Raw genomic sequence first — 21,697 nt, 5'->3', positions numbered from 1 at the left:
CGCCATGGCCGCCGAACACAGCGCCGCCCCTGCCGCCGGACGCGACGCCCTCGTCGCCGCGGCGCTGCGGCTGTTCGCCGACCACGGCTCCGACGCCACCTCCGTGCGCGACATCGCCGCGAAGGCAGAGGTGTCGCCCGCGCTCGTCATGCACCACTTCGGCTCCAAGGCCGGGCTGAAGACGGCGGTCGACGAGCACGTCGCGGCCGTGTTCGCGTCGCTCGGCGAGGCCGAGGCGGTGGAGGCGCTGACGGTCCGGGAGCACGAGCACGACGGCACCAACGTGCTGAGCGCCGGGTTCGTCCAGCTGCTCCTCGACGGCCTCCCGCCCGGCTCCCCCATCCCGGCCTACCTGCGCCGCCTGCTCCTCGAGGGCGACCCCGCCGGGCACGAGATCTTCGCGCGCTGGCTCGACGCGAGCCGCTCCGCCCTGAAGGCGATGGAGGGCGCGGGCCTGGCACGCGCATCGGCCGACCCCGAGGTTCGTGCCGCGTTCCTCATGGTCAACGACCTCGCCATGATCCTGCTCCACGACCACATCGCCCGCGCCACGGGCGTCGACCCCCTCACCCACGACGGGCTGCACCGCTGGTCCGCCGACGTCCTCGACGCCTACACCGACGGCGTCTTCCGAAAGGAGCCCGCATGACCGCCACCGCCACCGAGACCCAGAGGTCCGTCCGCACCGTCGGCCTCGCCCGCGTGTTCGGGGAGGGCGACGCCGCCGTCGAGGCGCTCAAGGGCATCGACCTCGAGATCGCCTCGGGAGAGCTCGTCGTCGTGCTCGGGCCGTCGGGCTCGGGCAAGACCACGCTGTGCAACATCATCGGCGGGATCGACCAGGCCTCGGGCGGCACCGTCGAGGTCGCCGGCGAGGACATCTCGACGAAGGACCCGGGGCGCCTGAGCGACTTCCGCCGCGACCACGTGGGCTTCATCTTCCAGTTCTTCAACCTCATCCCGACGCTCACGGCGCGCGAGAACGTCGAGGTGATCATCGAGATGACCGGGCGCGGCTCGAAGGAGCGGGTGCCATCCCTGCTCGACGCCGTCGGCCTCGGCGATCGCATGGACAACTTCCCCGCGCAGCTGAGCGGAGGCCAGCAGCAGCGCGTCGCGGTGGCGCGCGCCCTCGCGACCGACCCCGACATCCTGTTCGCCGACGAGCCCACGGGCGCGCTCGACCTGCCCACGGGCCGCCAGATCCTCGGACTGCTCCAGGACCTCAACGCCCAGGGCCGCACGGTCATCATCGTGACGCACAACGCTTCCGTGGCGCAGATCGCCAACCGCGTCCTCACGCTCGTCGACGGCCGCATCGAGTCGGACGAGACCAACGCGAACCCGGCCGCCGCGGCGGACGTCACCTGGTGAGCCGCATGCAGGCGCGCACCCACAAGACCATCAGAGACCTGGGCCGCCAGAAGGCGCAGGTCATCGCCGTCGCGATCACCATCGCGCTGGGCGTGATGATGTACATCGCGACTGCCGGCGCCTTCCAGAACCTGTCCGCGTCCTACGACGCGACCTACGACCGGCTCGCGTTCGCGGACCTCGTCGCGAGCGGCGGCGACACGGACGCCATCGCGCAGGCAGCTCTCGACGCCGGAGCGACCGACGCCATCACCCGCACGCAGCTCGACCCTCCGATGCTGATCGAGGAGACCAAGCTGCTGGGCCGCGTCATCTCGATCCCCAGCGACGCGCACCCGGCCGTCGACGACGTCGACGTGATCGACGGCTCCTACCTCGACGACGGCGCGACCGACCAGGTGCTGCTCGAGACCCACGCCGCGGACACCTTCGACATCGGCCCCGGCGACACCGTGCAGATCTACGGCGTGAACGACTGGGAGACGGTGACCGTCCAGGGCGTCGTGGACTCGCCCGAATACCTGTGGCCCGCGCGCTCGCGCCAGGACATCCTGTCCGACCCGCACTCGTTCGCCGTCGTGTTCGCGCCCACCGAGGCGGTCGCCGATTGGTTCGGCGCGCCCGCCAACCAGGTCCTAGCCCTCCTGCCGGACGGTGCGTCCGACGCGACCCGAGACGGGGTGAGCGCCGCGATGACCGATGCGGGCGCATCGTCCGTCATGACCCAGGACGACCAGCCCTCGAACGCGACCCTGTCCGAGGACCTCCAGGGCTTCGACCAGATGTCCGTCGCCTTCCCCGCGCTGTTCCTGCTCGCCGCGGGCGTCGCGGCGTGGGTGCTCCTCACGCGCCGCATCCTGCAGGAGAAGCCGGTCATCGGCACACTCATGGCCGCGGGAGCCCGGCGCGGCAGGGTGCTGCGCCATTACCTGGGCCAGGGCTTCTGGATCGGGCTGCTCGGCTCGGTGCTGGGCGTCGCGCTCGGCGTGCTGGCCAACTCTGCGATCACCACCGCGTACACCGGGTTCATCGGCGTCCCCGACACGGTGATCAAGAACTACCCGTGGATGATCGCCGCGGGGCTGTGCTTCGGCGCGATCGTGGGCGTGCTCGGCGCGCTCGGACCCGCGGTGACGGCCTCCCGGACCGCCCCCGCCGCGGCGATGCGCACCCAAGGCTCGGCCAAGCCGCCGGGCGCGTGGAGCGCGTTCGTCGCGCGTCAGACCTGGCTGCACGCCTCCGCGCGCATGGCACTGCGCGACCTCGTGCGCTCCAAGCGCCGCACCTTCGCCACCATGCTCGGCACGGTGCTCGCCCTGGTCATGGTCCTCACCTCGGTGGGCATGATGACGTCGATCATGCAGGCCATCGACATCCAGTACAAGGACGTCAACCTCGAGGACGGCACGGTCGTCACGCAGTCGGGCTCGGTGGGCGCCGATGCGCTGGCTGGGGTCGACGGCGTCGCCGCCGTCGAGACGACGAGCCTGGGTCAGGTGACGGTGGTGGGCGACGACGACTCGTATGCGACCGTGCTGCACGGCTTCGAGCCCGACACCGAGATGCACGGGTTCATCGGGATGGACGGGGAGCCCGTGTCGCTTCCCGATGGCGGCGTGCTCGCGGGCCACTCGATCGGCGACCTGCTCGACGTCGGGGCCGGAGACACCATCACCCTGCACGCGGAGGCTGGCGACACGGACGTGACGATCGCCGCGTTCCTCGACGAGCCCATCGGGACGGCCGTGTACGCCACCAACGACGTGGCCGCATCGGCCCTGCCCGACGCCGGGGTGGACACGTTCGCCCTGGCCTTCGACGACGGCGCCGACCGCGACGAGCTGCGGACCACCATCACGCAGATCGACGGCGTCGTGGCCTACCAGGACTCGCGCGCCATCATCGCGACCATCGACGACTACCTGGGGCTGTTCTGGGTGTTCATCGGCGTGATGATCGTGCTGGGGATCGTGCTCGCGCTCGCCGTCATGTACGTGACGATGGCGGTCAACGTGGTCGAGCGCACCGGCGAGCTGGCGACCCTGCGGGCCGCGGGCGCGCCGCTGCGCAAGGTCGCAGGCGCCATCGCGACCGAGAACATGCTCGCGACGATCGTGGCGATCCCGGTGGGGCTGGTGCTCGGCATCTGGTCCGCGGCGGCGTTCCTGCAGACCTTCAACGACGACCTGTTCACCCTCGAGCTGCGGTGGGCGTGGTGGACGCTGCCCGCCGCGGCCGTGGGCGTGCTGCTGGCCGCGCTCATCTCGCAGTGGCCGGCGTCGCGACAGATCAAGAAGGTCGACATCGCGAAGGTGGTCCGGGAGCGAGCCGCCTGACGAGCGCCCGCGACCCACGACGAGCCTGCCGTCACCAACGAAAGTGGGTCCACTTTCACCGGGCACGGCCCCTTCGAATGGAAAGTGGGTCCACTTTCGTGACCGGGAACGGCGGGCCGATGCGCGGGCCGGGTCAGCCGATCAGCTCGCCCACGGCCCACCAGACTCCGCCGATGAGCAGGAAGGCGCCGAGGACCACGAACACGTAGGTCGTCCAGCGGTAGCCGCGGCGCAGGCCGGCGCCGACCGCGAGCGTTACCGCGACGATGCCGAGGCCGACGAGGACCATCCGCGCCTGATCGCCCAGCGCGCTGGTCTCCGCCGTGCTGGCGAACTCCGCGACGACGAGCGCGTACGCCACCACCAGAAGTCCGACGGCTGCGCCGACGCCGGACACGATCCACCCCGCTGCCCTCATGCCCGGCAACCTACCGGTCACAGGGGATGAGGCCTAGGAACGACGCTCATCCACCATCCGGTGACACCGCGCGTCCGATCCCGACACTGGCCCACCATCACCGCGCCAAGGCAGGGAAAGCGAGCGCGGGGGCGACGGCAGGGAGGGCTCAGGGACGGAAGGGTCAGGTAGGGAGGGCTACGGCACGGAGGCCGACCGGGCCTTCCGCAGGTCGAGCCAGCGGTCGGCGCAGATCACCAGGCCGAGCGTGAACAGGCCCAGGCATGCGCCCGCGAGGACGTCCGACAGGAAGTGATAGCCCAGGTACATCCGGGTCGTGGCGACGAGCGCGATGAGAGCCACCGAGCCGACCGCCCACGCCGCGAAGGCCCGCTTGCCGCGCCGCCGACGCCACAGCAGGTACGCCAACGTCAGCACCAGGGTCGCGGTGCCCGTCGAGTGCCCGGACGGGAAGGAGAACGACTCCTCGACGCCCGGCACGGTCTGGAACTCGTCCGCGGGCCGGTCGCGAGCCACCGTCGCCTTCACCAGCACCGAGATCCCGGTGGACACCACCATCGCCGCCACGAGCAGAGCGGGGTCGCGCCACGAGCCGGTGCGCCGCCACCACACGAGCGAACCCACGCCGACGAGGATGGGCAGCACCACGGGCCCGAAGAGGGTGGTGATGCCCGTCATCACGGACGTCAGCCAGGGGGTGCGGTGGGCGGCGAACCACTCGAGCAGCGGCTGGTCGATCTTCTCGAACGTGTCCCGCTCGATGACCTCGTCGAGGATCTCGAGGAACCACCACGCGCCGAGCCCGGCCACGATCAGGCCCGGCACCAGGGCGCGCGCGAGCGGCGGAAGCCGCTCCCATGCCCGTCGCACCATCGGGCCAGCGTAAGCGCTGCGCCGCGACGACCCGCCTATCCGCGCAGGTCTCGCGCCCGATACGCGGCCGCACCCGCGGCGATCAGCACGGCGCCCACTCCCACGAGCACGCCGAGGTGCCACCACGTCATCCCGATCTCGAGCGGGTTGCCGTCGGTGTAGTAGTAGAACGGCGAGACCTGGGCCCAGTGGGCGAGGTCGGGGTTCACCGGCACGAAGCTGTTGATGCCCCAGCCGACCACCGCCACGCCGGTGCCGACGCCCACCGCGAGCGAGTGCCTCCCGGTGAGCCCTCCCGCGAGGAACGCGGCTCCCCCGAGCACCAGTCCGAGACCCGCGAGCAGCACGCCCGCCGACAGGATGTGCCACGGGTCCATGCCGAGGCCCGCGAGCGCGTTGCCGGCAAGGATCGACAGCGAGACCACCGCTCCCACCACCAGCGACCCGGTGAGGATCGCGAGCGCCTTGCGCCACGCCACGGAGGTCCGCGAGATCGGCAGGGTCAGCAGCACCGACGCCGTCCGGTCGCGCTCCTCGCGGGCGAGCGCGGCGCCCGCGGTGATGGCGACGATGGACACCACCACGGGCGCGACGATCGACAGCGCCTCGCCGTAGTACCAGCCCTCGGGGGTCGAAAAGTCCGCGAAGCCCACCATCGCGAGGATCGACTCCGGCATCGCCTCCACGAACGGGCCGATGTCCGCGGAGATCGCGTTGAAGAGCAGGCCGAGCACGATCGCCTGGAACGCGGCGAACGAGCAGGCGACGATGAGGATCGGGCGCAGGTCGGTGAGCGCCCGCGAGGCCACGCCGCGCGTGGAGCCGCGGCCCGACAGCATCGCCACCGCGCGGCCCAGACGCGGGTCGGAGCGAAGCCGCTCGAGCATCGGCACCCGCGCCAGGCCCGAGCCGAGGTCGCGCCGGCGCAGACCCCACCAGCCAAGAGCGCCGACGGCCGCCGCAGCGGCGAGGATGATCACCACGGGCGTCCAGTCCACCCCGGTGGTGAGCGGGTCGGTCCCGTCGATCCAGTACCAGGGCGACACCTTGGCCCAGTCCTCGAAGCCCTCGACCAGCGGCAGCAGCCCCGACGCGAGGAACGACACGGCGATCAGACCCACACCCGTCCCGGAGGCGAGCGCACGGTTGCCCGTCCACGCGCCGACCGCGAGCGCGACGGCAGCGAACAGCAGGCACACCGCGAGCATGTGGACGGTCGCGGCGGCGAGGTTCAGCGCGGTGATCGACTCGCTCGACACGGCAGCCGCGAGCACGTAGGACACCGACGCGAGCACGCCTGCACCCACGACGATCGAGACGATCGCGAGCGCCTTCGAGCGCAGCAGCCGCGACCGCGACCGCGGGGCCGCGCCGAGCACGTTCATGGTGCCAGCGGCCTCCTCGCCGGCGATGGCCGCGGCGCCCATGGACACCCCGATCCCGGCGATGACGAACGGGCCCATGAAGGTGAACATGTTCGACAGCATCATCCCGGCGACGCCGGCGTCGGCGGAGATGCCCGTGAGCGACAGGTACGCCGGGGGCATCGCGTCGATGAACGCGAGCGCCTCATCCCCCATCCCCGCGAAGGACCAGATGCCCATCCACGCGACCGCGAACAGCGCCACGACGCCGAGCATCGCGCCGAGCCACCGGTCACGGATCGACTTGAGGTAGACCGAGCGGAGCATCACGCGAGCTCCGACGCCGCCGCGGGCCCGAGCTCGCCCGCGCCGGGCTCGCGCGTGCCCGACTGGCGGGGCCCCGACTCACGGTCACCCGGCTCGTCGGGGTCGTCGCCTGCGGCCACCACCTCGTCGCGGTAGAACTCGAGGAAGATCTCGTCGAGGTCGACGCTCGCGGAGGACACCGACAGCACGTCGTGCGCGGTCGCGACCGTCAGCAGCGGGGCCATCGAGCCCTCGAACTGCGCGGTCACGGTGGCACCCTCGACGGTCACCTCGTGGACGCCCTCGACTCCGTCGAAGGCGCCGGCGGCGACGGGTGCGCCGAACTCGAGCGTGATGCGCCGCAGGGCCTTGTCCTGCAGCTCGCTCATGCGCTCGATGGCGATGAGGTGGCCGCGCCGGATGAACGCGACGCGGTCCGCGACCCGCTCGACCTCGCTGATGGTGTGCGACGACAGGAACACCGTCCCGCCGGCGTCCGCCATCTCGCGCAGCATGCCGTGGAACTCGAGCTGGACGAGCGGGTCGAGGCCGGTGATCGGCTCGTCGAGGATGACCACCTCGGGCGCGTGCATGAACGCCTGGATGATGCCGAGCTTCTGGCGGTTGCCCGACGAGTACTCGCCCACCTTCTTCGACAGGTCGGCGTCGAGGCGCTCGGTCAGCGCGCTCACGCGCGCCCAGTCGACGCCGCCGCGCAGGTTGCCCAGGTACTCGAGCGTCTGTCGCCCCGTGAGGTTGGGGTAGAGCGCGAGGTCGGCGGGCAGGAAGCCGATGCGCCGGTGGATCTCGACGGCGTCGCGCCGGGAGTCGAGCCCGAGCACGCGGCACGCGCCCGAGGTCGGCCGGATGAGGTCGAGGATCGAGCGGATCGTCGTGGACTTCCCGGCGCCGTTGGGCCCCAGGAAGCCGAAGATCTCGCCGGGTTCGATCGCGAAGCTGACGTCGTCGACGGCCGTGAAGGAGCCGAAGGTCTTGGTGAGGTGGTCGACCTCGATGGCGGGGGTGTCGGTCATGTCCCCTCCTTTCGTAGGAACTCGTCGAGGCGGGCGGCGATGCGCGGCCATTCGCCCTCGAAGAACCGGACCATCTGGTCCAGCGACGTGATGCGGTCGGGCCGGGTGGCGGGCAGCGCCGCCATCCCGGCGTCGGCCAGCGCGCGCAGGCCCGCGATGCGCTGGTCCTCCGTTCCGAGGATCCGCACCCACATGTCCTGCGGGAGCTGGTAGTGGTAGGCGCGCTCGCCCGGCGGGCGCACGCGCTCCACCATGCCCACCGCCGTGAGGGTCCTCAGCTGAGTGGAGACGGAGCCGGCGGACAGGTGGAGGGCCGATGCGAGGGTGGCCTGGGTCTGGGCCGCGGGCTCGCACACCATGAGGTGGCCGAGGATGCTTCCAGCCGCGCGCGTCAGCCCACCCGTCTCCCAGTACTGGGAGACCTGGGCTGCGTAGCCAGCCCGCGCATCGGCGCTGCGGGCGGTGTCGTCGTCGGTCACATTTCAGTTCTAACTGAAACTTCGTGGCGCGTCCATCATCCACGCGGACGATCCTGAGGGGTGGTCGCACCCGCGCGCGCGTGCCACGATGGGCACATGCACGAGGGCACCAGCACCGACAGCGTGACCACCGACGATCTCGACCGCACCGAGCCCGCTCCCCTGCCGGCGGCCGACGAGCCTGCCGCGCCGAGCGCGATCGCCCAGGAGCTGAGCGTGCAGACGCCTCCGTTCGAGGACCACCACGACGACGAGGACCCGTCGGACGAGCCGCTGCCCGAGGACCGCTACCTCGACCGCGAGCTGTCCTGGCTCGCGTTCAACGAGCGCGTGCTGGAGCTCGCCGAGGACGAGGAGACGCCGCTGCTCGAGCGCGCGCGGTTCCTCGCGATCTTCGCGTCGAACCTCGACGAGTTCTTCATGGTCCGCGTCGCCGGCCTCAAGCGCCGCATCGCCGCGGGCTTCGCCGTCCCGAGCGCGACGGGCATGAGCCCCACGCGCCTGGTCGAGGCCCTCACCGATCGCGCCCACCAGCTCATGGATCGTCACGCGGACGTGTTCGAGGACTCGGTCCGTCCGCAGCTGCAGGAGCAGGGCATCCACCTGGTCCACATCACGGACCTCGAGGAGGACGAGCGCGAGCGACTGCGCAAGCTGTACCGCTCCGACATCTTCCCGGTGCTGACTCCGCTCGCCGTCGACCCGGCGCACCCCTTCCCCTACATCTCGGGCCTGTCCCTCAACCTCGCCGTGGAGCTGCGCGACCCCGACACCGGCAAGCAGTTCTTCGCCCGCGTCAAGGTGCCCGAGACCCTTCCCCGGTTCCTGTCCGTCGACTCGGCCGGTCACGCCGCCCAGGTGACGGACGCCTCGGCGCTGTCCGACGAGCCCCGCAGCTTCGTGCCGCTCGAGGACGTCATCGCCGAGCACCTCGACTACCTGTTCCCCGGCATGGAGGTGCTGTCGAGCTACACCTTCCGCGTCACCCGCAACGAGGACGTGGAGGTCGAGGAGGACGACGCCGAGAACCTCCTCAAGGCCATGGAGCGCGAGCTGCTGCGGCGCCGCTTCGGGCCCGCGGTCCGCCTCGAGGTGGCGCAGGACCTGCCCAGCAACGTGCGCGACCTGCTGGTGCGCGAGCTCGGCATCACCGAGCACGACGTGTTCCACCTGCCCGCGCCGCTGGACCTCACCGGCCTCAACGTCATCGCCGACCTCGACCGTCCGCGGCTCCAGTTCCCGGCGTTCCGCCCGACGACGCACCACCAGCTCGCGCCCGTCGAGACCGCGGACGAGCAGAACGTGTTCGACGCGATCCGTCGCGGCGACATCCTGCTGCACCACCCGTACGACTCCTTCTCGACCTCCGTGCAGGCCTTCCTCGCGCAGGCCGCGGTCGACCCGCGCGTGCTCGCGATCAAGCAGACCCTCTACCGCACCTCGGGCGACAGCCCCATCGTGGACGCCCTCATCGAGGCGGCCCGCAACGGCAAGCAGGTCCTGGCGCTGGTCGAGATCAAGGCCCGCTTCGACGAGCAGCAGAACATCTCGTGGGCGCGCAAGCTGGAGAAGGCCGGAGTGCACGTCGTCTACGGCCTCGTGGGCCTCAAGACGCACTGCAAGCTCTCGCTCGTGGTGCGCCAGGAGGACGAGGGGCTGGTCCGGTACTGCCACGTCGGCACCGGCAACTACCACCCCAAGACCGCGCGCCTGTACGAGGACTACGGCCTGCTCACCAGGGACGACGCCGTGGGCGCCGACCTCACGAAGCTGTTCAACCAGCTCTCCGGGTACGCGCCCAAGGCGCGCTTCCGTCGCCTCATCGTCGCCCCCACCGGGGTGCGCCTGGGCCTCATCCAGCGCATCGACGCCGAGGCCGAGCGGGCGCGAGCCGGCGAGGACGCGTGGGTGCGGATCAAGGTCAACTCGGTGGTCGACGAGAAGACCATCGACGCCCTGTACCGCGCGTCGCAGGCCGGCGTGAAGGTCGACCTCGTGGTCCGCGGCATCTGCGCGCTGCGACCCGGGGTCGAGGGGCTCAGCGAGAACATCAGGGTCCGCTCGATCCTCGGCCGGTTCCTCGAGCACTCGCGGGTCTACGCCTTCGGCAACGGCGGCGACCCCGAGGTGTTCATCGGCTCGGCCGATCTCATGCACCGCAACCTCGACCGCCGGATCGAGACGCTCATCTCCATCGCGTCCGACCAGCAGAAGGACTTCCTGCTCAGCAACATCGCGATGGCGATGTCGGACGACTTCATCGCGTGGGAGCTGGGATCGGACGGGTCGTGGACGCGCAGCGCCGCGGCCGAGGACGGCACCCGCCTCAAGGACCTCCAGGCCACCTACATCAAGCGCCAGCCCAAGCGGAGGGCCAAGCGCAAGTGAGGCGCTACCCGCTCGGCACCGTCATCGCGGCCGGCGCCTTGGTCTGGCGCATCCGCGATGGCGAGCTGCAGGTGCTCGCCGTGCATCGGCCCCGGTACAACGACTGGTCGTGGCCCAAGGGCAAGCTCGACAAGGGCGAGACCCTGCCGGCGTGCGCGATCCGCGAGGTCGCCGAGGAGACGGGCAAGCAAGTGGTGCTCGGCCAGCCGCTGCCCACCCTGCGCTACCCCGTGGGCGGCAAGACCAAGGTCGTGAAGTACTGGGCGGCGCACGTCGCGTCGACCTCGGCAGGGCCGGTCAAGGCCCGCCCCAAGGTCAAGGACGCCTCCAAGCACGAGATCGACAAGACCCGCTGGCTCACGGTCGAGGAGGCGCGCAAGAAGATCACCTTCCGCGACGACCTCAGGCCGCTCGAGGTGCTCGTCGAGGCGTACGAGAACGAGCGCCTCGACACCCGCGCGTTCGTGCTCGTGCGCCACGCGCGCGCCAAGCGCCGGAAGGCGTGGTCCGGCGAGGACATCGACCGCCCCATCACCGCGGCGGGCGAGCGGCGCGCGGAGCAGCTGGTGCCGCTGTTCGCGGCCTTCGGCGCGCGGCGGGTGTCGTCGTCGCCGGCGCGACGGTGCATGGCGACGGTCGAGCCCTACGCCGAGGCGGCCGGCATCGACATCAAGACCTACAAGCCGCTGACGGAGCCCGGGCACGCCGCGAAGCCGCTCGATACCGCCAAGACCTTCGTCAAGCTCCTCGACAAGCCCGCGGGCCAGCTGGTGTGCGCGCACCGGCCGACGCTGCCGACCATCGTCGAGATGATCCGCGCCGCGACGCGTCCGTACACGCGCGGAGCACTGCCGCGGAAGAACCCGTACCTGCCCGCGGGCGGCGTCCTCATCGCCCACGTCCTCGACACCGAGTCGGGCCCCCGCGTCACCGCGATCGAGACGCACCTGCTGCAGGTCCACCCATAGGCCAGCCCGCGCATCGGCCCCTCACGGCCGGGAGATGAAGGACATCGGACTGGGAGCGCCAGTCGGCGCGAAGGCCGCTCGTGGCGGCTGATGTTGGAGCCCGGGGCTACCGCAGTCCGATGTCCTCCACCACTCTACGCCCCCGCCCTTCCCGACGAAAATGGGCCCACATTCATCGCGAACGGCGCTCTGCCGATGAAAATGGGCCCACTCTCGCGGGGGTGGGTGGAGCCGATGCGGTCTCGGCTCGGCCGCCTCCGTCGCCTGTGCGTCAGTCCAGGCGGTCCTCGCGCCACATGGCGGCGCAGCGCTCGAGGTCCTCGCCGGTGCGCAGCAGCTGCGCGGCGCGCAGCGCGGTCTGGTGGGCCCGGCGGTCGTTGTGTCCATCGTCGGACTCGGCCTCGTACGCCGCGCCGGTCGCGACGACGCGGCAGAACGCTCCTGCGCGCTCGAGCGCGACGGCGAGGTCGCCCGAGAACACGCCCGACAGCACGGAGTCCGCGAGCGCGCGCACCTCGGTGGGTCCCGGCGGGTCCTCGACGCCGGCGATCGCGTGGCGGACGTGCGCCGCGTGGACGCCGTGGTGGTACGAGCGGGCGACCGCGTCGGCGTCGTGCTTGACCCACTCGCGCAGCATGTAGATCCGCCACAGGGCGCCGGGCAGCGTGTGCGCGCCGGCCTTGGACCACAGCATGGCGACGGTGTCGATGCCCTCCTCGTCGACCAGGCGCACCAGGCGCGCGGTCAGCGTCGGGTCCGAGGACTCCCGCGCCTGCGACACCAGCGCGAGCGCGGTCTCGTGGGCGATGAGCGCGCGATCGGCGGGATCGATGTCCCCCTCGATCTGCTCGGCCTCCTCCATGTCGAGCATGGCGGGACGCCGGAAGCGCGGCTCGGCCACGTCAGCGGTCCTCGGTGGTCTCGGCCTCCGCACCCAGCGAGGAGCGAGCGTCGCCGCCCGAGCCCTCCGCCGCATCGGCGCCTTCGAAGGTCAGCGACACCGAGTTGATGCAGAACCGGTCACCGGTGGGCGTCTGCGGCGCGTCGGGGAAGACGTGCCCGAGGTGCGAGTCGCACGTCGCGCAGCGCACCTCGGTGCGGATCATGCCGAGCGTGAGGTCCTCCGAGAGGTTGACGGCGTCGTTCTCGGCGGTGAAGAACGACGGCCAGCCGCAGTGCGAGTCGAACTTGGTGTCCGAGCGGAACAGCTCCGCGCCGCACGCGCGACAGCGGTAGACGCCGTCCTGCTTGTTGTCGAGCAGCTCGCCGGTCCAGGGGCGCTCCGTGCCTGCCTCGCGCAGCACGTGGAACTCCTCGGGGCTGAGCTCTGCTCGCCACTCGGCGTCGGACTTGGTGATGCGGGCGGTCATGGTCGCTCCTCTCGTCACGCCTCAGCCTACGGGGCACGACAACACGCGACGCCCGGTCCGCTGAGGGGGGGAACTGGACCGGGCGCCACGTGTTCTCGTGCGAAGCGCTGCGCGGCCTCCCGCCGTTGCAGGTTCACAGTGTCTGACGCGGGCGCGCCCCGGTTTGTTCCCACCTGGGCATGCGACGTGCCGTCGCCCGGAGCGCCGATGCGCTCGTCGGTTTGTCTCAGATTTGATAACTACCAGCGGTGTTGGCTTTTTAGCAACCTTCCGCTAGCGTAATTCGCGCCGGTTCCGCCGAGGGCGAACCGCGCGCGACGTCGACGTCCTTTCACACCACCATCACCTGGAGAATCCATGTCTGTCGCCACCCGCCTGCGCCTGCCCGCGCTCGCCGCCGTGACGGTGCTCGCGCTCGCCGCCTGCGCCTCCGACACCGAGTCCGAGGAGACCGCCGAGCCCGCCGCCGAGGACCTCGCGGAGGTCGTCGAGGAGACCACCGAGGCCGCCCCGACCGAGGTCACCGTCGTGACCGCTCAGGGCGAGGCCACCGTGCCGTTCCAGCCCGAGACCGTGGTCATCTTCGAGCACGGCATCCTCGACACCGTCGACGCGCTGGGCGCCGGCGACGCCGTCGCCGGCATCCCGCACCACGCGCTGCCCGACTACCTCGCGGGCTACACCGAGAGCGCCGCGAACACCGGCACGCTGTTCGAGCCGGACTACGAGGCCATCAACGCCCTCGAGCCCGACCTCATCATCGTCGGCGGCCGCTCCGCGGCCACGCTGCCCGAGATGGAGGCCATCGCGCCCACCATCGACCTGTCGTTCGGCTGGGGCTCGCAGGCCTTCCAGGAGACCTTCACCGCGAACACCACGGCGCTCGGCCAGATCTTCGGAGCCGAGGACGAGGCCGCCGCGGCCATCGCCGAGGTCACGACCGACGTCCAGGCCGTCGCGGCCGACGCCGCCGACGCCGGCACCGGCCTGGTGCTGATGACCAGCGCAGGCGAGGTGTCCGCGTACGGCCCCGCCGAGGAGGGTCGCTTCGACTTCGTCTACGGCCTCCTGGGCGTCACGCCCGCCGCGGAGCAGGTCGCGATCGACACCCACGGCGACGCCGTGTCGTTCGAGTACATCGCCGAGCTGAACCCGGACCTGCTGATCGTGCTCGACCGTGACGCGGCGATCGGCACCGAGGCAGAGGCCGCAGAGGCGGTGCTCGACAACGAGCTCGTCGCCGGCACGTCGGCCGCGACCAACGACAAGATCCTCTACGTCGACACCGCCAAGTGGTACCTGTCCTACGGCGGCCTCACCTCGGTGGGCACCATCGTCGACGAGGTCGGCTCGCTGGTCGGCTGACCCCTTCATGACCGCACGCACGACGTTCGCGGCCGTCGCCCCCTGGGCGGCGGCCGCGCTCGTGCTGCTGCTGGCCGTGGTGTCCCTGCTGCTGGGCGCCGCGGACGTGAACGTGTGGGCGCTCTTCACGGACGCCGAGGCGTGGCAGGTGGTCACCGTCAGCCGCGTCCCGCGCACCGCGGCGCTGATCCTGTCGGGCGCCGCGCTCGCGGTGGCCGGCCTCATCATGCAGCACCTCGCGCGCAACCGGTTCGTCGCCCCGTCCACCGCAGGCACCGTCGACGCCGCGGGCCTCGGCCTGCTCGTCGCGACCATCTCCTTCGCCGGCTCGTCGATCATGGTCAAGATCGTCATCGCGATGCTGTTCGCGCTCGCCGGCACGGCGCTGTTCATCGGCGTGATCCAGCGCATCCAGTTCAAGGACGTCATCTTCGTCCCGCTCGTCGGGCTCGTGCTGGGCGGGGTCTTCGCGGCCATCGCCGAGTTCATCGCCTACCGCTTCAACCTCACGCAGACGCTCAGCATCTGGATGAACGGCGACTTCTCCGGCGTCATCCAGGGCCGCTACGAGACCCTGTGGCTCGCCGGAGCCGTCGCGCTCATCGCCTACCTGTTCGCCAACCGTTTCACCGCGGCGGGGATGGGCCGCGAGTTCGCCACCAACATCGGCGTGAACTACCGCGCCTGGATGACCACCGGGCTCGTCATCGCCGCCATGGTCACCGCCGTCGTCGTGGTGACGGTGGGTGCGATCCCCTTCCTCGGGCTGATCGTGCCGAACATCGTCACGCTCATGCTCGGCGACAACCTGCGCCGGGTGCTGCCGACGACCGCGCTCACGGGCGCGGCGCTGGTGCTCGCCTGCGACATCCTCGGCCGCACCCTCATCTACCCCTACGAGATCGCCGTCGGCACCATCGTCGGCGTGATCGGCTCCGGCGTGTTCCTCGTCCTCATCATGCGAAGGAGGAACACCTATGCCGCGGCCTGAGCGCACGTCGTCGAGCCCCGCCGAGACGAGCCCCCGCGAGACCGTGGCGACGGTCCCTGTCGGCCCCGAGCGCGCGCATCGGCCCTCCGCACCGTCCGAGCACGCCCACCCGTCGCGACGGACCGCGCTGCTCTTCGCGGGTCTCGCGCTGGCGCTCGGCGGCGCGATCGCCCTGTTCCTCACCTGGGGCGTCGACGGTCACTGGGACTTCGCGCTCCCTCGCCGCCTCGAGCAGGTCGCCGCGCTCGCCGTCGTGGGCATCGCCATCGCCGTGTCCACCGTCGTGTTCCAGACGCTCACCCAGAACCGCATCCTCACGCCGTCGATCATGGGCTTCGACGCGCTGTACGTCCTCGTGGCGACCACGCTCGTGTTCTTCCTGGGCGCGGCGACCGCGGAGGCGATCGACCCTCTGGCGATGTTCGCGCTCAACGCCGGGCTCATGATGGGCGCCGCGACCGCGCTGTTCCGCTGGGTGCTCGGCGACGGCACGCGAGGGCTGTACACGATGGTGCTCGTGGGCGTGATCGCCGGCACCTTCTTCTCCTCGCTCACCTCGTTCATGTTCCGCGTGATGAACCCCAACGAGTTCGACACGCTCATGGACCAGCTGTTCGCGAGCTTCAACGCGATCGACACGGGCCTGCTCGGCATCGCGGCGGTGCTGCTCGGCGCGGGCATCGTCGCCGTCTACTGGATGGCGCCGCGGCTCGACGTGCTCGGCCTGGGCCGCGAGCGCGCGATCACCCTGGGGCTGCCGTATCAGCGCACGGTCACCACCCTGCTGCTGATCGTCGCGGCCCTGGTGTCCGTCTCGACGGCGCTCGTGGGGCCCATCACCTTCCTGGGCCTGCTCGCGGCCAACGTCGCCTACCAGCTCACCCGCACCCACCGTCACGTCATCAACCTCACCGCCGCCGCACTGATCTCCGTGCTCGCGCTGGTGCTCGGCCAGGCGCTGCTCGCGCACGTCCTGCACTTCAACGGCACGCTCAGCGCGATCATCAACGTCGTGGGCGGCATCTACTTCATCGTCCTGCTGCTCCGGGAGGCCCACGCATGATCGCCATCGACTCCGTCACCAAGTCCTACGGCGACGCGACCGTCGTCGACGCCGTGTCCCTCACGCTGCCCGACTCGGGAGTGACGTCGATCATCGGCCCCAACGGCGCGGGCAAGTCCACGCTGCTGTCGATCGTTTCCCGCATCCTGGGGGCCGATGCGGGCGTCGTCTCCGTCGAGGGCCTGGACGTGTTCTCGGCGCCATCCCGCGAGGTCGCGAAGCGGCTGTCCATTCTGCGTCAGGACCAGCACCTCACCGCGCGCATCACGGTGCGCGAGCTCGTCGAGTTCGGACGCTTCCCCCATTCGCACGGACGCCTCACGCCGGAGTGCCGCGAGGCGGTCGCCTCCGCGATCGAGTACTGCGACCTCGCGGAGCTCGCCGACCGCCCCATCCACCAGCTGTCCGGAGGCCAGCGCCAGCGCGCCTTCGTGGCGATGGTGCTAGCGCAGGACACCCGGTACGTGCTGCTCGACGAGCCCCTCAACAACCTCGACATGGTGCACGCCACGGGGCTCATGCGGCTGCTGCGCTCCCTCGCGGACGACCACGGCAAGTCCATCGTGCTCGTGCTGCACGACATCAACTACGCGAGCGTGTACTCGGACCGGATCATCGCGATGCGCGGCGGCGCCGTGGTCCAGGACGGGCCGCCCACCGAGGTCATCACGGAGGCCGCGCTCGAGGACGTGTACGGCATGGAGTTCCGCGTGCACGAGGTCGACGGCGAGCGCATCGCCGCGTACTACCGCTGATCAGGAGGACACCATGACCATCGACGTGACGGGGCGCGCTCGCACCGAGCGCGGGCAGCGCTACCTCAAGCAGCTCACCAGCCACCTGGGCGAGAAGCTTGAGGTGACGCTCGAGGACGGGCGCGGCGTGGTGCGATACGAGGAGGTGGTGGCGACACTCACCGTGACGCCCTCGACGCTCGAGTACGCCATCAGCGGCGAGGAGCCGGACCACGTCTACCGCACGATGGGCATCGTGGTGGGCCACCTCGAGCGGTTCGGCGCCAAGGACGGGCTCGAGTGCGGCTGGGACGACGCCGTGGTGGAGGCCGAGTATCGCACGCGTCGCGAGGCGTTCATCGCGCAGCGTCGGGCTGAGGTGGAAAAGGAACACGCGGGCGACGTAAATCCCTCGCCGTGAGCAAAATGCCCGGTAGATCAGCGGTAAGGCTCGCCTTTGCGGAACAATGGTGTTTCTTTATTCCTTAGGAAACACGTCGGTTTCTTTATTTGAGAATGTGACAACGCGCATTCTTGGGCGTATTCTCGAGGCGTAGCCATCCACGACGCCCAGGAGGACACCATGGCCACCATGATCAGCCTGCCGATCGTCTCGTCCTGCTCGGTCGAGACCTGCGGCTTCAACCACGACGGCTGCCACGCCGGCGCCATCAACGTCTCGGGCGACCACGCCCACTGCTCGACGTTCGTCGACACCGACCACAAGAGCGGCAAGGCCGGCCCCGCCGGCGTGGGTGCCTGCACCCGCACCGACTGCAAGTTCAACGACGAGATGTCGTGCACCGCGGAGGCCATCGAGGTGGGCGCGTCCTTCGACACCGCCGACTGCCTCACCTTCGAGGCCCGCTAAGGCCCAACGCCTTCGAGACCCCGGTACGCCGCACGGCGGGCCGGGGTCTCGTCACGTCCGGGCCGCGCCATCCCACCGCGCGCCAGCCGGTCGACCCTGCACAAAGTCGCGGATCTGCTCCCGCAACGCCTGCCGCCCCCCGCATGGCACCCGCACTGCACGTCGAGCTGATCCGCGACTTCGTGCACGCCCCCGCAGCGCACGTGCCCCGCACCGTCGGGACACCCGCCGGGTTCCAATGGCACCTCCACTGGCACCGAGCCCCCGTGCGAGACTGTCGAGGTGACCTCGCCCGCCCGCCCCGCTCGCTGGGGCGTGGGCCCGCAGCAGCGCGCCGACTTCTGGACGGGCGCGCGAGCGATCGCCCCGCTGATGCCGGGCTCCGTGGTCTTCGGCATGGCCTTCGGTGCGCTGATCCAGGTGGTGGGCCTCGCGGGCTGGCTCGCGCCGTACGCGAGCTCGACCGTCACGGCAGGCGCGAGCCAGATCGCCATCGTCGAGGCGCTCCGCCAGGGCGCACCCGCCATCATCGCCATCGTCACCGCGCTCGTCATCAACGCCCGGCTGGCCCTGTACTCGGCGGCCCTCGCGCCCATCTTCGCGCCCTTCCCGCTGCGGTGGCGCCTCGCGCTCGCGTACCTCATGACCGACCAGTCGGCCGCGGTGTCGAGCATGGAGGCCGAGCGCTGGCCCGACCCCGTGCGCCGCCGCTGGTTCATCCTGGGCGTCTCGGGGCCGTTCGTGCTGGTGTGGATCCTCGGCACGGCGGCCGGCGTGATCCTGGGCCCCGTCATCCCGGAGTCCTGGCAGATCGGGTTCATCGTGCCGCTGATGTTCATCGCGGTGATGGTGCCCGGCCTGCGCACGTGGCCCGCGGTGACCGCCGCGGGCGTGTCGGTAGCCGTGGTGCTGCTGCTCAAGGACCTGCCCTACGGGCTCAACGTGCTCGCCGGCGCGCTCACCGGCATCACGCTCGGCTCGTTCGTGCCGGACCGCAAGGGCAACCGGCCCGGCGAGATCCCGCCGGAGGCCGCTCCGGAGGCGCACGACCCATGACCCTCACCGCCTTCATCGTCTTCACGCTTGCCGCGATCGGCACGTACGCGATCCGCCTGTCCGGCATCGTGCTGCTCGGCGGCGACCGCGAGCTCCCTCCGCGAGTCTCGAAGGCGCTCGCCCTCGTCGCGCCGGCCGCGATGGCCGCGATCGTCGCGAACTCGCTGTTCCTCGACGCGGGCGAGTGGCGCGCGTTCGGCGCGTGGCACATCGCGGCGATCGTCGCGGTCGCCGTCGCGCTGTGGAAGCGGTCGATGGGCTGGACCCTCAGCCTCGGCGCGCTGGCCTTCGCCGCGCTCCTGCTCGCGGGTCTCTGAGGCCCAGCCCGCGCATCGGCCCTCCGCACGGGCCCCTCCGCACAAGCTCCCACCTCGCACTCCCAGGCACTCCCAGGCACTCCCAGGCACTCCCAGGCACTCCCAGGCACTCCACATGTCAACCCGTTGACAACTCGCCCGCCAACAAGTTAACTGGTTGACATGTCCGACAAGCTGACCTTCACGCTCCACGAGCTCGTGCAGGTGCTCGATATGTCCGCCGACTCGCTGCTGACCGCCAAGTACGGCGTCACCGGCAGCCAGTTCGTGTTCATCGCCACTCTCGCCGACGTCGAGCCCACCGACGTCACCACGCTCGCCGAGTGCCTCGGCGTCTCCAAGGCCGCGGTGAGCAAGCGGGTGCCGGGTCTCGTCGAGGCCGGCTGGGTCACCACGGCCCACGACCCCCACCACGGCCGCCGCGTCGTGCTTGCCGTCACCGAGCGGGGACGCGACCTCGTCGACCGCGCCGGCCGCGACCTCGACGCCCAGTTCACCGCGCTGTTCGCGCACCCGGCGGCCGAAGGCCTCGACCCGGCCGTGCTCAACGACCAGCTCAACTCCCTGATCTCGATCCTGCGACAGAACGGACCTCTCTCATGACCCGCATCCTCGTCGTCATCGGCACCCCGCTGGCCGACAGCCTCAACCACGCCCTCGCGCACGCATACATCGACGCCGCGCGCACCGCCGGAGCCCAGGTGGACGTGGTCGACCTCGCCCGGGACGCCATCCCTGAGCACCCCGCCGTGCGCCAGGATTTGCGCGTCCCCCGCACCGACGACGACCCGACGCTCGACGCGGCGATCGCGGCCCACGTCGCGCGCATCGACGCCGCCGACCACCTCGCCCTCTTCTTCCCGCAGTGGTGGGGCACCTACCCCGCGGCGTTCAAGTCCTGGATCGACCGCGCCATCCTGTCGGGCTCGGCGTTCCGCTACAAGGACGGCCGCGGCTGGGCCAAGCTGCTGACGGGCCGCACGGCGCGCATCGTCATGACCATGGACTCGCCGCGCTGGTGGAACTGGTGGATGTACCGCGACGCCGCCGTGCGCGCCCTCAAGGTCGCGACGCTCTGGTACGTCGGGGTCACGACCGTGGGCGTCGAGCGCATCCCCGAGGTCAGGCACGCGTCCCCCGCGCGCCTCGAGCGGTCCGTCGCGTCCATGGCTCGCCTGGGGAAGGCCGATGCGCTCAGGACACCCAGCCCGTCCATCACCCGGGCTGCGGACAGGGTTCCCGCGGCCTCGGCCTGACCCTCAGGCACACGCAGGGCGCTCCGGAGGCCCACACGTGGGCCTGGTCCACACGAACCCGGGGGGGTGGGGCGGCGGACGGTCCGCGGCTCAGTGCAGCGAGGCGTCGGCCTCCGTGCGCCGGTGTCCCGTGAAGGTCACGACCAGGCCCGATCGCGTGGGCGCGCAGCAGAACGGGCCGGCCGCCGCGACCGCCTCGGGCGCGAGCGGCGCGACACGCACGAGCCGCCACGGCTCGTCGTCCACGCGTGCGCGGATGGTCACGGCGTCCCCGGCCCTCGACGCCCGCACGGTCACCTCGCGCCCGACCCACTCGGGCACGGGCGCGACGGACCAGTCCGACACCCCGTGGGTGACGACCGCGCCCACCTGGGCGACGCCGTCGGACACCTCGACGCCGGCCTTGATCCACGTGGACTCGTCGATGCGGATCATGACGCCTGCCTGGTCGAACTGCTCGGCGTAGTCGAGCAGGAAGGTGACCTCGATCGCCTCGGACGAGCCCAGCGGTGCGAGCAGCGCGTGGGCGTCGTCGTGGATGAAGCCGTACGACGTCGTCCGCCACGCGTCGGAGCCCTCCCGCGCCTCGACCTCGAGACGGCCGCCGGCCATCCGCGCGGACACGGGGGCGGCGGCCCACGTGCCAGCCTCGAGCAGCGTTGCCAGGTCCATCGCCCCAGGCTACGGCGAGCGCAACTGATTCTGCGCGCCTAGTGTCGAATCCGGGACGCCCCATTCGTGAAGTGGTCATGAGGCGGGAACGGCCCGCCCGGAGAGGACACCATGACCGAGTACCTGTTCAGCGTTCACCACGACTACTCCAAGCCGCTGTTCGACCCGAGCTTCGACGTCGACGCGATGATGCGCGACACGGCGGCGTTCAACGAGCGCGCCCAGAAGGCGGGGATCTACGTCTTCGCGGGAGGGCTCGAGGCCCCCGACACCGCGACCACCGTGACGGTGCGCGAGGGCGAGACCCTGACGACTGACGGTCCCTTCGCCGAGGCCCGCGAGCGCATCGGCGGCTTCTGGGTGCTCAAGCTGCCCGACCTCGACACCGCCCTCGACTGGGCGGCCGAGGCGTCCGCCGCGTGCCGCGGCCCGGTGGAGGTGCGCCCCTTCCAGGGGGTCTGA

The 21,697-nt window shown here is 71.0% G+C and carries 23 protein-coding genes and 1 pseudogene; 16 read left to right on the top strand and 8 right to left on the bottom strand.

The window, feature by feature from the left end; all coding sequences use genetic code 11:
- Positions 1–4: 4 nt before the first annotated feature.
- The 3 genes from B7K25_RS05500 to B7K25_RS05490 are packed head-to-tail and all read left to right on the top strand — an operon-like array spanning position 5 to position 3,710.
- Positions 5–649, top strand: coding sequence for a TetR/AcrR family transcriptional regulator (locus B7K25_RS05500; RefSeq protein WP_084104709.1), 645 nt, complete (start codon positions 5–7; stop codon positions 647–649).
- Positions 646–1,374 carry an ABC transporter ATP-binding protein gene (locus tag B7K25_RS05495; protein ID WP_084104708.1) on the top strand — a complete coding sequence of 243 codons (729 nt, stop codon included), beginning with the start codon at positions 646–648 and terminating at the stop codon, positions 1,372–1,374. The genes B7K25_RS05500 and B7K25_RS05495 overlap by 4 nt, the downstream gene beginning before the upstream one ends.
- 5 nt (positions 1,375–1,379) lie before the next feature.
- Complete coding sequence (locus B7K25_RS05490; protein ID WP_084104707.1) at positions 1,380–3,710, top strand: FtsX-like permease family protein; 2,331 nt, start codon at positions 1,380–1,382, stop codon at positions 3,708–3,710.
- A gap of 133 nt (positions 3,711–3,843) precedes the next feature.
- On the opposite strand, the gene B7K25_RS05485 is transcribed toward B7K25_RS05490, so the two are convergent.
- The 5 genes from B7K25_RS05485 to B7K25_RS05465 form a co-directional block, all read right to left on the bottom strand.
- A complete protein-coding gene (locus B7K25_RS05485; protein WP_084104706.1) occupies positions 3,844–4,128 on the bottom strand; it encodes a hypothetical protein in 285 nt (94 codons plus the stop codon).
- Positions 4,129–4,305: 177 nt separating this feature from the next.
- Complete coding sequence (locus B7K25_RS05480; RefSeq protein WP_084104705.1) at positions 4,306–5,001, bottom strand: phosphatase PAP2 family protein; 696 nt, start codon at positions 4,999–5,001, stop codon at positions 4,306–4,308.
- Between the two features lie 35 nt (positions 5,002–5,036).
- Entirely contained in the window at positions 5,037–6,692 is a 1,656-nt protein-coding gene (locus tag B7K25_RS05475) for an ABC transporter permease subunit (RefSeq protein ID WP_084104704.1), read from the bottom strand.
- Positions 6,692–7,705, bottom strand: coding sequence for an ABC transporter ATP-binding protein (locus tag B7K25_RS05470; RefSeq protein ID WP_084104703.1), 1,014 nt, complete (start codon positions 7,703–7,705; stop codon positions 6,692–6,694). The genes B7K25_RS05475 and B7K25_RS05470 overlap by 1 nt, the downstream gene beginning before the upstream one ends.
- The gene (locus tag B7K25_RS05465; RefSeq protein ID WP_084104702.1) at positions 7,702–8,184 is read right to left on the bottom strand and encodes a GbsR/MarR family transcriptional regulator; all 483 of its coding nucleotides are present in this window, start codon (positions 8,182–8,184) and stop codon (positions 7,702–7,704) included. Before B7K25_RS05465 ends, B7K25_RS05470 begins: the two co-directional genes overlap by 4 nt.
- A 96-nt stretch (positions 8,185–8,280) precedes the next feature.
- Here B7K25_RS05465 and B7K25_RS05460 point away from each other — a divergent pair, with 96 nt between their 5' ends.
- Together B7K25_RS05460 and B7K25_RS05455 are read left to right on the top strand one after the other, a co-directional pair.
- A complete protein-coding gene (locus B7K25_RS05460; protein WP_084104701.1) occupies positions 8,281–10,572 on the top strand; it encodes an RNA degradosome polyphosphate kinase in 2,292 nt (763 codons plus the stop codon).
- Positions 10,569–11,540, top strand: coding sequence for a bifunctional NUDIX hydrolase/histidine phosphatase family protein (locus B7K25_RS05455; protein ID WP_084104700.1), 972 nt, complete (start codon positions 10,569–10,571; stop codon positions 11,538–11,540). Before B7K25_RS05460 ends, B7K25_RS05455 begins: the two co-directional genes overlap by 4 nt.
- Positions 11,541–11,811: 271 nt before the next feature.
- Here the strand turns inward: B7K25_RS05455 and B7K25_RS05450 are convergent, their stop codons facing one another.
- Positions 11,812–12,441 (bottom strand): hypothetical protein, encoded by a 630-nt coding sequence (locus B7K25_RS05450; protein WP_371328284.1) that lies wholly within the window; start codon positions 12,439–12,441, stop codon positions 11,812–11,814.
- A gap of 76 nt (positions 12,442–12,517) precedes the next feature.
- Positions 12,518–12,910 (bottom strand): annotated as a pseudogene (msrB, locus tag B7K25_RS05445) (peptide-methionine (R)-S-oxide reductase MsrB); the annotation flags it as partial.
- A 357-nt stretch (positions 12,911–13,267) separates the two neighbouring features.
- On the opposite strand from msrB, the gene B7K25_RS05440 reads away from it, so the two are divergent.
- From B7K25_RS05440 to B7K25_RS05395, 10 genes are all read left to right on the top strand, one after another.
- The gene (locus B7K25_RS05440; RefSeq protein ID WP_084104698.1) at positions 13,268–14,275 is read left to right on the top strand and encodes a siderophore ABC transporter substrate-binding protein; all 1,008 of its coding nucleotides are present in this window, start codon (positions 13,268–13,270) and stop codon (positions 14,273–14,275) included.
- 7 nt (positions 14,276–14,282) lie between these two features.
- Positions 14,283–15,266, top strand: a complete 984-nt coding sequence (locus tag B7K25_RS05435) for an ABC transporter permease (protein ID WP_084104697.1) — start codon at positions 14,283–14,285, stop codon at positions 15,264–15,266.
- Positions 15,253–16,329 (top strand): iron chelate uptake ABC transporter family permease subunit, encoded by a 1,077-nt coding sequence (locus B7K25_RS05430; protein ID WP_084104696.1) that lies wholly within the window; start codon positions 15,253–15,255, stop codon positions 16,327–16,329. The genes B7K25_RS05435 and B7K25_RS05430 overlap by 14 nt, the downstream gene beginning before the upstream one ends.
- On the top strand, positions 16,326–17,084 hold the full coding sequence (locus tag B7K25_RS05425) for an ABC transporter ATP-binding protein (RefSeq protein WP_084104695.1): 759 nt from the start codon (positions 16,326–16,328) through the stop codon (positions 17,082–17,084). The genes B7K25_RS05430 and B7K25_RS05425 overlap by 4 nt, the downstream gene beginning before the upstream one ends.
- A gap of 13 nt (positions 17,085–17,097) precedes the next feature.
- Positions 17,098–17,484, top strand: coding sequence for a DUF2218 domain-containing protein (locus B7K25_RS05420; protein WP_084104694.1), 387 nt, complete (start codon positions 17,098–17,100; stop codon positions 17,482–17,484).
- A gap of 162 nt (positions 17,485–17,646) precedes the next feature.
- Complete coding sequence (locus tag B7K25_RS05415; protein ID WP_084104693.1) at positions 17,647–17,934, top strand: DUF1540 domain-containing protein; 288 nt, start codon at positions 17,647–17,649, stop codon at positions 17,932–17,934.
- 282 nt (positions 17,935–18,216) lie between these two features.
- On the top strand, positions 18,217–18,990 hold the full coding sequence (locus tag B7K25_RS05410) for an AzlC family ABC transporter permease (protein WP_144018863.1): 774 nt from the start codon (positions 18,217–18,219) through the stop codon (positions 18,988–18,990).
- Positions 18,987–19,307, top strand: coding sequence for an AzlD domain-containing protein (locus B7K25_RS05405; RefSeq protein ID WP_084104691.1), 321 nt, complete (start codon positions 18,987–18,989; stop codon positions 19,305–19,307). The genes B7K25_RS05410 and B7K25_RS05405 overlap by 4 nt, the downstream gene beginning before the upstream one ends.
- 162 nt (positions 19,308–19,469) lie before the next feature.
- Complete coding sequence (locus B7K25_RS05400; protein ID WP_084104690.1) at positions 19,470–19,910, top strand: MarR family winged helix-turn-helix transcriptional regulator; 441 nt, start codon at positions 19,470–19,472, stop codon at positions 19,908–19,910.
- Positions 19,907–20,563 carry an NAD(P)H-dependent oxidoreductase gene (locus B7K25_RS05395; RefSeq protein WP_084104689.1) on the top strand — a complete coding sequence of 219 codons (657 nt, stop codon included), beginning with the start codon at positions 19,907–19,909 and terminating at the stop codon, positions 20,561–20,563. The genes B7K25_RS05400 and B7K25_RS05395 overlap by 4 nt, the downstream gene beginning before the upstream one ends.
- Before the next feature lie 90 nt (positions 20,564–20,653).
- On the opposite strand, the gene B7K25_RS05390 is transcribed toward B7K25_RS05395, so the two are convergent.
- Positions 20,654–21,235 (bottom strand): DUF1349 domain-containing protein, encoded by a 582-nt coding sequence (locus B7K25_RS05390; protein ID WP_084104688.1) that lies wholly within the window; start codon positions 21,233–21,235, stop codon positions 20,654–20,656.
- Positions 21,236–21,346: 111 nt separating this feature from the next.
- Here B7K25_RS05390 and B7K25_RS05385 point away from each other — a divergent pair, with 111 nt between their 5' ends.
- The gene (locus B7K25_RS05385) at positions 21,347–21,697 is read left to right on the top strand and encodes a YciI family protein (protein WP_084104687.1); all 351 of its coding nucleotides are present in this window, start codon (positions 21,347–21,349) and stop codon (positions 21,695–21,697) included.

Source organism: Demequina sp. NBRC 110056, assembly GCF_002090155.1.
Lineage (GTDB): Bacteria > Actinomycetota > Actinomycetes > Actinomycetales > Demequinaceae > Demequina.
The sequence above is the reverse complement of the archived record's forward strand: the minus strand, read 5'-3'. Positions and strand labels throughout refer to the sequence as shown.